Origin of the sequence: Corallococcus sp. CA041A (assembly GCF_003612075.1) — a bacterium.
Taxonomy (GTDB): Bacteria; Myxococcota; Myxococcia; order Myxococcales; family Myxococcaceae; genus Corallococcus; species Corallococcus exiguus.
Map to the genome: position 1 here is coordinate 1 of NZ_RAWF01000267.1, position 13,433 is coordinate 13,433.

Annotated in this window: 1 protein-coding gene; it reads left to right on the plus strand. The window is 71.9% G+C overall.

Annotated elements, in window-relative coordinates:
• On the plus strand, nt 1–13,433 hold a 13,433-nt coding region (locus D7V77_RS34025), incomplete at both ends, for a non-ribosomal peptide synthetase/type I polyketide synthase (protein ID WP_120580434.1).

Below are 13,433 nucleotides of genomic sequence, written 5' to 3' on the forward strand. Positions count from 1 at the left end.
GCCCGCCCCCGCGGCCCCCGTCGCCACCGAGGACTCGGGCCCGCTGACACCGCTCCAGGAGAACCTGGCCGCGCTGTTCCAGGACCTGCTGAACGTGGAGCGCGTGGGCGCGCAAGATGACTTCTTCGCGCTCGGAGGGCATTCGCTGCTGGCCACCCAGCTCGTCACCCGAGTGAGCGCCCGGTTCGGCGTGGACCTGCCCGTGCGCGCGCTGTTCGACGCACCCACCGTGGCAAGGCTCGCGGAGCGCATCGAAGCGCTCCCTTCCCGATACCCCGCCGCCCCCATCCCCACGGTGTCCCGGGATGAAGCGCTGCCGCTGTCGTTCGCGCAGCAGCGCATGTGGTTCCTGGATCGGATGGAGCCCGGCCAGGCCCTCTACAACATCCCCCTGGCCCTGCGGCTCTCCGGCCCCCTGGACGTGGAGGTGCTGCGCCGCACGTTCGCGGAGATCGTCCGCCGGCACGAACCGCTGCGCACCACGTTCGAGGAACGTGAAGGCCAGCCGCTCCAGCGCATCCACGCGCCGCCATCGGACGGGTCCCTGCCGGTGGAGTCCCTTCCCGAAGGCACCGAGCGCGACGCCACCCTGCGACAGCGCATGCGGGAGGACGCGACCCGGCCGTTCGATCTGGGCACCGGCCCGTTGCTGCGCACGCGGCTGCTCCGGCTGTCCCCGGACGAACACGTGCTGCTCCTGTGCATGCACCACATCGTCACGGATGGCTGGTCCATGGGCGTGCTCGTGCACGAGGTGGCCAGCCTCTACCCGGCGCTCGCGGCGGGACGTCCGTCGCCACTTCCGGCGCTGGAGGTGCAGGCCGCGGACTTCGCCGCATGGCAGCGCCAGCAGGACGATTCCGAGACGGCACAGGCCCGGCTGGACACGCTCAAGGAGTCCCTGAAGGACGTGCCCGTGCTCACCCTGCCCGCCGAGCAGGGACAGCCCGGGACCCGGTCGACGCGTGGGGACAGCCATGTCTTCACGCTGCCCGCGTCCCTGGTGCATTCGCTGGAACAGGTGGGCCGCGACCGCGACGCCACGCTGTTCATGGTGCTGATGGCCGGGTACCAGGCCGTGCTGTCGCGCTACTCCGGGCAGGACGACTTCGCCGTGGGCACGCCGGTGGCCCACCGCACCCGGCCGGAGCTGGAGCCCCTCATCGGTGTGTTCCTCAACACGCTGGTGCTGCGCGCCCGCATGGACGGAGCGCCTCGCTTCTCCGAGCTCCTGGGTCGCGTGCGCGAGTCCTCCCTGGCCGCGTACGCGCACCAGGACGTGCCCTACGAGCGGCTCGTGGAGGCCGTGGCCCAGGCGCGCGGCGGTGATCGAACCTCGCTGTTCCAGGTGATGTTCGTTCTCCAGAACGCGCCGCTGTCCACGCCGGCCCTGCCCGGCGTCCGCGTGGAGCGGCTGCACACCTCGACGGAGACCGCGCGCTTCGATCTCCTGCTGTCGCTCACCGCGAGCGACGGCGGCCTGGAGGGAACACTCGAATACAGCCGGGACCTCTTCTCCGAGGACGCGGCGGCGCGCTTCGCCACCCACTTCCAGGTGCTGCTGGAGGCCGTGGCCCGCGATGCGGCGACACCCGTGCACCTGCTGCCGCTGATGGATGACGCGGAGCAGCGGCGGTTGCTGGTGGATTGGAATGCCACCGCACGCGACTACCCGCTGGAGGGCACGCTGCACGGGCTGGTGGAGGCGCAGGTGGCGCGCACGCCGGACGCCATCGCGGTGGACTTCGAGGGCGCGCGGCTGACGTACCGTGAGCTGGACGGCCGGGCCAATCAGCTCGCACGTGCGCTGCGGGCGCGCGGCGTGGGACCGGAAGTGCACGTGGGCATCTGCGCTGAGCGGTCGCTGGAGTTGGTGATCGCGCTGCTGGGCGTGCTCAAGGCGGGCGGCGCGTACGTGCCCATCGATCCGTCCTCGCCGGCGGACCGGCGGACGTACCTGGTGGAGGACTCGGCGGTCGCGGTGTTGCTGACGCAGCAGCACCTGCGGCCGTTGTTGTCGGTGGGCAGCACGCCGGTGCTCTGCCTGGACTCGGACTGGCCCCAGGTGGCGACCCTTTCGCCGGAGCCCGTGGAGTCGGGCGTGGGCGCCGAGCACCTGGCCTACGTCATCTACACGTCGGGCAGCACGGGGCGCCCGAAGGGCGCGATGAACACCCACGCGGGCATCCGCAACCGGCTGCTCTGGGGGCAGGACGCCTACGGGTTGGAGTCCCGCGACGTCGTGTTGCAGAAGACGCCCTTCAGCTTCGACGTCTCGGTGTGGGAGTTCTTCTGGCCGCTGATGACGGGCGCGCGGCTGGTGGTGGCGAAGCCGGGTGGGCACCAGGACGCCGCATACCTGGTGGACCTGATGGCTCGCGAGGGCATCACGACGGCGCACTTCGTGCCGTCCATGCTCCAGGTGTTCCTGGAGGAGCCGGGGCTCGAGCGCTGCACGGCGCTTCGCCGCGTCGTGTGCAGCGGAGAAGCGCTGCCGCTGGAGCTGAAGGACCGCTGCCTGGAGCGGCTGGGCGTCCCCCTCCACAACCTCTACGGCCCCACGGAGGCCGCGGTGGAAGTGACGGCCTGGACCTGCGAGCGCCATGACGGACGGCGCTCCGTGCCCATTGGCAGGCCGGTGGCGAACACGCGGATCCACGTCCTGGATGCATCGTCGCAGCCGGTGCCGGTGGGCATCGCGGGAGAACTCCACATCGGCGGCGCGCAGGTGGGCCGGGGATACCTGGGCCGTCCCGCGCTGACGGCGGAGCGGTTCATCCCGGATCCGTTTGGCCCTCCGGGAGCGAGGCTCTACCGGACGGGAGACCGGGCCCGCGTCCTCGCTGACGGCACCATCGAGTACCTGGGCCGCCTGGACTTCCAGGTGAAGCTGCGCGGGTTCCGCATCGAGCCCGGCGAAGTGGAGTCGGCGCTGCGCCAGTGCGAAGGCGTGCGCGAAGCCGTGGTGGTGGTGCGCGAGGACGCGCCCGGCGACAAGCGCCTGGTGGCCTATGTGGTGGGCCAGGGCGTGACGGTGGAAGCCCTGCGCGAGGCGCTGAAGGCGAAGCTGCCGGAGTACATGGTGCCCACGGCCTTCGTGGCGCTGAACGCGCTGCCGCTGTCCCCCAACGGCAAGGTGGACCGCAAGGCCCTGCCTGTTCCGGACGCGCGTCCGGCAGCCCTGGCGCCGTCGAAGCCCCAGCGGATGACGCCCTTCCAGCAGCGGATCGCGGACCTGTTCCGAGACGTGCTGCGGGTGCCGAAGGTGGGCGTGCACGATGACTTCTTCGCCCTGGGCGGACACTCGCTGCTGGCCACGAGGCTGCTGTCCCGCGTGCGCTCCACGTTCCAGGTGGAACTGCCCCTGCGAGGCCTCTTCGACGGGGCCACCGTCGCCGAGGTCACCGAACAGGTGGAGGCCCAACTCCTCTCGCGCACCGGCCTCCCGCGCGTGCCCGCGATCCGCAAGGTGCCTCGCGACGGCGAACGGGTCCTGTCCTTCGCGCAGCAGCGGCTGTGGGTGATGGAACAACTCCAACCCGGTGCCACGCCCTACGTCCTGCTGGGCGCCGTGCGGCTGGACGGCGCACTGGACGTGGAGGCCCTGCGCCTCGCGCTGGAGCTCCTCGTCGATCGCCACGAAGCCCTGCGCACCACGCTCGCGCTGAAGGGCCGCGACCCCGTCCAGACCCTCCAGCCGACACCGGTCTGGGCGCTGCCCGTGACGGACCTGGGCGACCTGCCGGACCCCGAATCGGCGGTCCAGCAAGTGGCGCGCGATGAGGCGGGCCGGCCCTTCGACCTGGGCACCGGGCCGCTGCTGCGCACGCGCCTGCTGCGGCTGACGTCCACGCAGCACGTGCTGCTCCTGGGCATGCACCACGTCGTCGCCGACGGCTGGTCCCTGAGCGTGATGGTGCGAGAGGTGGCCACGGCCTACGCGGCCTTCGCTTCCGGTTCGGCCCCGGTGCTGCCGGAGCTGCCCGTGCAGTACGCCGACTTCGCCGCGTGGCAGCGCGGTTGGCTCCAGGGCGACGTGCTCGCGGACGAAGTGGCGTGGTGGAAGGAGCAGCTCGCCGGTGCGCCTCGCGTCCTGGAGTTGCCCACGGACAAGCCTCGGCCCACGACGCGTTCACCTCACGGCGCGCTGATGCCCGTGCACGTGCCTCGCGGCCTGACGGACCGGTTCGCGGGGCTCGCCCGGCGCGAAGGCGCCACGCCGTTCATGGCGCTGCTGGCCGCGTGGCAGGTGCTGCTGTCCCGCTACAGCCGGCAGGAGGATCTGCTCGTCGGCGCTCCCATCGCGGGCCGCACCCACGGCGATGTGGAAGGACTGGTCGGCTTCTTCGTCAACACGCTGGTGCTGCGTGCACGCGTCCGTCCGGAGACGTCCTTCCGAGCGTTGCTGGGACAGGTGCGGGACACGACGCTCGCGGCCTACGAGCACCAGGACCTCCCGTTCGAGAAGCTGGTGGAGGAGCTCCAGGTGCCTCGCGACCTGGGCCGCACGCCACTGGTTCAGGCGGTCTTCGCGCTCCAGAACGCTCCAGCCGAGGCGTTCAATGCGCCAGGGCTGAGGATGGAGCCACTGGAGGTGGACGCGGGCACGGCGCACTTCGACCTGAGCCTGCTGCTCACGGAGACGCCGGACGGACTGCGCGGCTCCATCGAGTACAGCACCGACCTCTTCGAACGCGACACCGTGGCCCGGCTCGCCGGGCATCTGCTCGTGCTGCTGGAGGCCGCGGTCGCCGGGCCGGACGTGCCCCTCTCACGGCTGCCGTGGCTCACGCCGGAGGAGCGCCAGCAGGTGCTCGTCGCGTGGAACGACACCGCCCTGCCCTATCCCTCCGACAGCACGCTCGCGGAGCGCTTCGCGCTGCAGGCCTCGCTGCGCCCGGACGCCGTCGCGGTGGAGGACGGGGATGAACAGCTGACGTACGCGCAGCTGGATGCCCGGGCCAATCAGCTCGCGCATGTCCTGCGGGCCCAGGGCGTGGGGCCGGATGTGCTGGTGGCGCTGTGCCTGGAGCGCTCCGTGGGCTTCGTCGTCACGGTGCTCGGCATCGTGAAGGCTGGCGGCGCGTACGTGCCGCTGGATGCGTCGTATCCCGCGCAGCGGCTGAGCTTCATGCTGGAGGATGCCCGGCCGCACCTGCTCGTCACCACGCGCGAGCTTCGTGGCCGGCTGCACCTGCCCGACGCGTCCCTGCCGTGCCTGTTCCTGGAGGAACTGGAGCTGGCCGATCAGCCCGTCACCGCGCCGGAGACGGGCGTGGGGCCGCGCAACCTGGCCTACGTCATCTTCACCTCGGGCAGCGGCGGACGGCCCAAGGGCGTGGGTGTCGAGCATCGCGGCCTGCTGCGCGTGCTGCACGCCGCGCCGTACATGCACTACGGGATGCGCGACACGGTGCTGCTCTTCGCGCCTGTGTCCTTCGACGGCTCCGTGCTGGAGCTGTGGATGCCGCTGGTGCATGGCACCCGGCTCGTCATCTTCCCGGGCCACGTGCCCGCGGGCGACATGGACACGCTGGCCCGGGTGGTGGAGCGCCACGGCGTCACCTTCATCCACATGCCCTCCGGTCTCTTCTCGCAGTTGGTGGAGCACCGGCCGGACATCCTCGGGCGGCTGCGCGAGCTGCACACGGGCGGCGACATCGTCTCCGCGCCGCACGTGCGCCGCGCGGTGGAGTCGCTGGGCATCCCCTTCACCAACGGCTACGGGCCCTCCGAGGGCTCCATTGTCGCCACCGCCTTCACGGTGGAGCGGCTGGAACAGGTCGGCACGACGGTGTCGATTGGCGCACCGCTCGCCAACACGTCCGTGTACGTGCTGGACGCGAGCCTGAGCCCGGTGCCCGTGGGTGTGCCGGGCGAACTGTTCCTCGGCGGTGACGGCGTGGGCCGGGGCTACGTGTCGCGGCCGGACCTCACGGCGGAGCGCTTCGTGCCGGATGCCTACGGCGCGACGCCGGGCGCACGGCTGTACCGCACGGGAGACATGGGCCGTTGGCGTCCGGACGGCACTCTGGAGTTCCTGGGCCGCATCGACACGCAGGTGAAGGTGCGCGGCTTCCGCATCGAGTTGGCGGAGGTGGAGGCCGCCCTGCGCGACCTGCCCGCGGTGCAGGACGCCGCGGTGGTGGTGCGCGAGGACGTGCACGGGGACAAGCGGCTCGTGGCCTACGCGATGCCTGGCCCGGGGCAGGTGCTGGACGCGTCCGCGCTGCGAGCGGCGCTGCGGCAGCGGCTGCCGGAGTACATGGTGCCGTCGGTGTTCGTGATGCTGGACACCCTGCCCCTGAACCCCAGCGGCAAGGTGGACCGCAAGGCACTGCCCGCGCCGGACGCCGCGTCCACCGGACGTCAGGGCCGCTTCGTGGAGCCCACGCACCCGCTGGAGCAGCGCCTGGCGCCCGTCTTCGCCCGCGAACTGAGCACGGACCGCGTGAGCGCGCAGGACCACTTCTTCGAGGACCTGGGCGCCACGTCGTTGACCGTGGTGCGGCTGGCCGCGCGCCTGCGCGAGGAGCTCCAGCGCGAGGTGCCCGTGGTGTGGCTGTTCGAACACCCCACGCTCGAAGGGTTCGTCCAGCGGCTGGAGCGTGAGTCCCAGCAGGGCCCGGGCACCGTACAGCCCGTGCCCCAGGCTCCCGGTCACCGTCCGCGCGAGGCACCGAAGGCCGGCGAGTCCGGCTCCATCGCCATCATCGGTATGGCGGGCCGCTTCCCTGGCGCGATGACGGTGGCGGAGTTCTGGAGCAACCTGCGCGGAGGCGTGGAGTCCATCACGCGCTTCGCCCCGGAGGAACTGGAGCACCTGTCCGTCCTGCCGGAGGGCCTGGAGCTGTGGCACCAGCCGGCCTTCGTCCCAGCCGCGGGCGTCATCGACGGCGCGGACCGGTTCGACCACGCGTTCTTCGACATGTCGATGCGCGAGGCGCAGTTCACGGATCCGCAGCAGCGGCTCTTCCTCCAGACGGCATGGGCCGCGCTGGAGGACGCGGGCATCGACCCGGAGCGCTTCCCCGGGGCCATCTCGCTGTACGCGGGGGCCACGGGCTCCGGGTACACGGACGCCGTGCGGCAGGCGATGCCGCTGGACGCGGCGTCGTTCATGGAGCTGCACGGCACCGCCACGCACGAGAGCCTGGCGACGAAGGCGTCCTTCAAGCTGGGGCTCACGGGCGAAAGCGTGCTGCTGTACACCGCGTGCTCCACGGGCCTGGTGGCGGTGCACCTGGCCGCCCAGAGCCTGAGGACGGGCCAGTCCGACGTGGCGCTCGCGGGCGCTATGCGGCTGTCGCTGCCGCAGCGCACGGGCTACGTGCACGAGGAGGGGCTCATCTTCTCCCCGGACGGCCACTGCCGCGCGTTCGACGCGAAGGCGGGGGGCACGCTGTCCGGCAACGGCGTGGGCTCGGTGGTGCTCAAGCGCCTGGAGGACGCGGTGCGGGATGGGGACTCCATCTACGCCGTCATCCGGGGCTCGGCGCTGAACAACGACGGCCGGAACAAGTCCGGCTTCACCGCGCCCAGCGTGCAGGGCCAGGCGGCGGTCGTGTCCCAGGCGCTGGCCAACGCGGGCGTGGCACCGGAGGCCGTGGGTTACGTGGAGACCCACGGCACCGCGACACCGCTGGGGGATCCGATTGAAGTGGCGGCGCTGACTCGCGCGTACGGCCTGGGCGCGGAGCACCGGGGGAGCATCGCGCTGGCGTCGCTGAAGACGAACGTGGGCCACCTGGACACGGTCGCGGGCCTCGCGGGCCTGATGAAGGCCGCGCTGTCTCTGCACCACGGGGAGATTCCCCCCAGCCTCCACTTCGAGAAGGCCAACCCGCAGATCGACTTCGACGCGGGACCGTTCTTCGTCAACACCACCCTGCGGCAGTGGCCTCGCGGTGAGACACCCCGCTTCGCCGCGGTCAGTTCCTTTGGCATTGGCGGCACGAACGCGCACGCGGTCCTCGAGGAAGCCCCCCTGCGGCGGAGTGGTCCCACCTCGCGGTCCCATCAGCTGGTCCTACTGTCCGCGCGCTCGCTGGAGGCGTTGCAGGCCGCGGCACAGCAGCTGGATGTGCACGTGGCGGAGGGCGTGGAGGCGCAGGCGTTGGCGGACCTGGCGTTCACGCACGCCGTGGGCCGCAAGGCGTTCGAATACCGTCACGTGCTCGTGGTGAAGGACGCGGCGGATCTGGTGCGCCAGCTCCGCAAGCCGGTGGTCGCGGTGAAGACCGAGAAGCGCGCGCCTCGCGTGGCGTTCGTGTTCTCTGGCCAGGGAGCGCAGCGGGTCGCGATGGGGCGCGAGTTGGCGGAGGCGTCGCCCCGGTTCCGAGAGCACCTGGACGCGTGCCTCACGTTGTTGGAGACACCGCTGCGGGAGCGCGTGTCGCGGCTGCTGTCGCCTGAGGCCGGTGCGGAGGCGGAGTCCGCGGAGGCCCTGGCGGACACGCGCGTGGCGCTGCCCGCGCTGTTCAGTGTGCAGGTGTCACTGGCGCGGCTGTGGCAGGACATGGGCGTGAAGCCGTACGCGGTGCTGGGGCACAGCTTCGGCGAGTACGCGGCGGCGTGTGTCGCGGGGGCGCTGTCTCTGGAAGACGCGATGCGCCTCGCGGTGGCGCGCGGTGAGCTGATGCACCGCATGCCACCGGGCGCGATGCTCGCGGTGGCGCTGCCCGCGGCTCGGGTCCAGCCGCTGCTGTCGGGCCGGCTGGAGTTGGCGGCGGTGAACACGCCGGACCGCTGCGTGGTGTCCGGTCCGGTGGAGGAAGTGGAGCGCCTGGAGGCCGAGCTCAAGGCCCAGAAGGTCGGAGCGGTGCGCATGCCGGCGCCGCACGCGTTCCACTCGGTGGACGTGGAGCCGTTGATGCCGGAGCTGGCGCACGTGGTGGGCACGCTGCGCTGGACAGAGCCGACGGTGCGGTATGTGTCCAGCCTCACGGGGACGGTGGCTCAGCCCGGGCAGCTGGCGGATCCGCGCTACTGGACCGAGCAGATGCGCAAGCCCGTGCACTTCACCCGCGCGGTGGAGACGCTGCAGGAGGAAGGCTGCGCGGTGATGTTGGAGGTGGGCCCCGGTCAGGACGTGACGCCGCTGGTGCGCGCGAACCTGATGGCGGTGGAGGACGGCGCGCCTCGAGTCCGAGGCCTGCCGTCGCTGCGTCTGGGTGGCACGACAACGGAGCAGATGAGCTGGCTCCAGGCCGTGGGCGAGCTGTGGACCGCGGGCGTGCCCGTGGCCTGGAGCGCGTTCTACTCGCACGAGCAGCGCCTGCGGCTGCACCTGCCCACGTACGTCTTCCAGGAGAAGACCGTCTGGGTGGAGCAGAAGGCGCAAGGCCGCATCACGGTGGCGGCGCCGTCTCCGGTGGTGATGTCCACACAGGCCGTGGAGGCCGTTGCCCTCTCCGCTTCGAGCACGAGTCCGGCCCCTGTCGAGGCTGCCCCCCTGCCCTCGCAGCCCGCGCGCGACGATGCCCCTCGTGGCGATGTGGAGGAACGCGTGGCCGCGCTGTGGCGCGCGCGACTGGGCCTGGAGTTCGTCGGCCGCCACGACGACTTCCTGGAGATTGGCGGCAACTCGCTGACGGCCGCGCAGCTGCTCAACCAGGTGCGTGACGCGTTCGGCGTGAACCTGCCGCTCGCCGCCCTCTTCGAAGCGCCCACTGTCGCGGGCATCGCGGAGCGTCTGGTGCCCCTGCTGCGTCAGTCGCCGCAGGCCCCCGTCTCCGTGGAGCTTCCGCTCGTGCCGCTCGCGCGCACCGGCGAGCTGCCGCTGTCCTTCGTGCAGGAGCGCGTCTGGCGCCTGGAGCAGCACCTGCCCGGTCAGTCCGCGTACAACATCCCGTTCGTCCTGCGGCTCGAAGGCGACCTGAACGCGGACGTGATGGAGCGCGGCATCCAGGAGATCGTCCAGCGCCACGAAGCGCTGCGCACGACCTACGACGCCGTGGACGGCCGCCCCGTGCAGCGCTTCCACGCGCACATGCGAGTCCCGCTCACCCGCGTGGAGCTGCGAGGCCCCGCGGAGACCCGTGAACCCGAGGCCCTCCGGCTCGCCCGTGAGGACGCCGCGAAGCCGTACGACCTGGTCCACGGCCCCGTGCTGCGCACCACGCTCGTGCGAGTGGACACGCGGCTGCACCTGCTCCTGTGCGGCATCCACCACATCGTCAGCGACACGCTGTCCATCGCCCTCTTCGTCCAGGAGCTGGGCCAGCTCTACGACGCCTTCCTCCAGGGGCGTCCGTCTCCCCTGCCCCCGCTGCCCGTTCAGTACGCGGACTTCGGCGCGTGGCAGCGCGACAGCATCGCGGGCGGCCGGCTGCCCGAACAGGACCAGGGCTGGCGGCAGCGGCTGGCTGGCATGCCGCGCAAGCTGGACCTGCCCACCGACCGCCCGCGCCCCACCGAGAGCCCGCTCACCTCCGAGCGCATGACGGTCGAGTTCCCGCCCGCGCTCGCCCGCGAGTTGGTGGCCTTCGCACGCCGTGAGGGCTTCACCGGCTACATGACGGTGCTCGCCGCGTGGCAGACGCTGCTGCACCGCTACAGCGGCCAGACGGACGTCATCGTCGGAACGCCCATCGCCAACCGCACGAGGCCGGAGCTGCTACCGCTCATCGGCTACGTGGCGCACTCGGCGGCGTTCCGGACGCGCTTCACCGAAGGCCTCACGTTCCGCGAGCTGCTGACCCAGGTGCGTGACGAGGTCGCCGACGCACAGACGCGTCCGGACGTGCCCTTCGAGTACCTGGTGGAAGCCCTCATCCCGGGCCATGACATCGGCCGAGGAAGGCTGACGGACTCCGTGTTCGTCTACCACACGGGTGCGGCCGCGGGCGCCGGGACGCTGAACCTGACGGGCCTGCGCGGCTCGCTGGTGGAGGTGCCGGGCACGCCCGTGCAATGGGGCGCCACCCTGGCGGACCTCACGCTCCTGCTCTCCGAAGCTCCCGGTCGCGTCCACGGCGTCCTGGAGTACGCGACGGAGCTGTTCGACGCCGCCACCGTGGAGCGGCTGATGGAGCACTTCCAGGTGTTGCTCGGAGCGGCGCTCGCCCGGCCTGAGACGCCTGTCGCTCAGTTGCCCCTGACCACGGAGGCCGAGCGCCGCGCCTGGCCCGCGCCCCGTGCTTCACCGGGCATCACCTCCGTGCCGGCCCTCCTGGCGGAGCGGCGTGCACGCCACGCGAACGCCACCGCCGTCTCGCGTGGGGATGCGCACTGGACCTGGGCCGAACTGGGCGCCCAGGCGGATGCCCTGGCCGAGCGGCTGAAGGCCCTGGGCGTGACGGCAGGGACTCCGGTGGCCGTGTGCCTGCGCTCATCGCCGGAGAAGCTGGCCGCGCTGTGGGGCGTGCTGGCCGCGGGTGGCGCGGGCATCGCGCTGGGCCCGGCTGACCTGACGCAGTTGCCCGTCTACGCGCCAGAAGGCACCCGCGTGCCGGTGCTCGTCACCACGCGAGCGCTGGTGGCCTCCGTGCGAGTGGAGGCATCGCGCGTCGTCTACGTGGAGGACGTGGACGCATCGGGTGCTCCCCTCCGCGCAGGAGAGGCCGCGCACACCCTGGCGTGGCTGCTGCCCACGGGCGCCGGACAGCCAGCCTGGGCGCTGGGCCACCGCGAGCTGTCGGAGTTCTTCACCGGCCTGGACGCGCGGCTGTCTCCACCGGACGGCGGCGCGTGGCTGTCCGCGAGCGAGGCGTCCGCGGACCGTCCGGAGCTGGAGGCTCTATGGGCGCTCACGCGAGGCCTGCGCGTGGTGTACCCACCGGAGCGCATCACCGCGCGGCTGGTGAGTCTGGGAGGCGGCGGGCCTCGCGCGAAGGTGATGGACCTGAGCCTCATCTACTTCGCCAACGACGAGGACGCGCTCCAGGGCCCCAAGTACGAACTCCTGATGGAGGGAGCGAAGTTCGCGGACGCGAACGGCTTCTCCGCGGTGTGGACGCCGGAGCGGCACTTCCATTCGTTCGGAGGCTTGTACCCGCAGCCCGCGGTGATCTCCGCCGCGGTCGCAGCCGTCACGAAGCACCTGCACGTGCGCTCCGGCAGCGTGGTGCTGCCGCTGCATGATCCGCTCATCATCGCGGAGCAGTGGTCCGTGGTGGACAACGTGTCACAGGGCCGAGTGGGTCTCTCCGTGGCCACGGGCTGGCACACGCAGGACTTCACCTTCGCGCCAGCCAACTTCGAGAAGCGCCGCGACATCCTGCTGGAGAAGCTGTCCACGCTGCGCTCGCTGTGGCGCGGCGAGCGCTTCAAGCGCCCCGGCGGCGCGGGCACCCTGGTGGAGGGAGCGCTGCGGCCGAAGCCCGTGCAGAAGGAGCTGCCTGTGTGGCTCACCGCCACGTCCAACCCGGAGACCTTCCGCATGGCGGGCGAGCTGGGCGCGGGCGTGCTCACGGGCCTGCTGTCGCACTCGCTGGAGGAGCTGAAGCCGAAGGTGGCGTTGTACCGCGAGGCATGGCGCCGCAACGGCCACCCCGGCCGAGGCCACATCACCTGCATGCTGCACACGTACCTGGGCGACGACGACCAGGAGGTGTTGCGCCTCGTGCGCAAGCCGCTGCTCGCGTACTTCCGCAGCTCGGTGGACATCGTCACGTCGCTGCTGCTCACCCAGGGCTACCAGGGCGACATCCAGAAGCTGTCCCCGGAGGACATCGACGCGCTGCTGGAGCACACCTTCGAGAACCACGCCAAGACGACGGGCCTCGTGGGAACGGTGGACGGCGCGGTGAAGCGTCTGCGCGACGTGCGCGCGGCGGACGTGGATGAAGTGGCGGCGCTCATCGACTTCGGCCTGGACACCCCGGTGGTGCTGGACGGTCTGCGTCGCCTGGCCGTGGTGCGCGAGCGCATGGCCGCCGAGGCCACCGCCCGCCAGGAGCAGGTGCTGGTGGAGGCCGAGGCGGGCGTGGAAGGACTGCTGGAGCTGGCGCGCCAGTCCGGCGCGGTGCTGGTGCATACGTCGGCCCGGCTCGCGCGTTCACTCAGCGAACTGCCCGGAGCGCGCGAGTCCCTGGCTCATGTTGGCGCGCTGGTGTTGGAAGGCGCTTCGGCGGAGTTGGGCGCGGCGCTGCACAGGGCCGCGGGCGTGGAGGTGTGGCTGTCGGGTGACGCCCAGGAAGGCGCGCTGTTGCCGCGCACGCTGGGAGAACGCATCCCCGCGAACCTCCAGGCGTGGGTGTTGGACGCGGCCGGTCAGCCCGTGCCCGTGGGCGTGGTGGGCGAACTGGCCCTCGCGGGCGCGGGGCTTCCCACGGCGCTGTGGCGCGCGGGCGACGAGGACCGCCGCCTGGTGCCGCACCCCCGTGAGGCCGCGGCGAGGCTGTACCGCACTGGCCGCCATGCCCGGTTGCGCGCGGATGGCCGCGTGGAGCCCGTGGCGTCACCGTCCCACCTCCCCCCTCCGCCCGTGG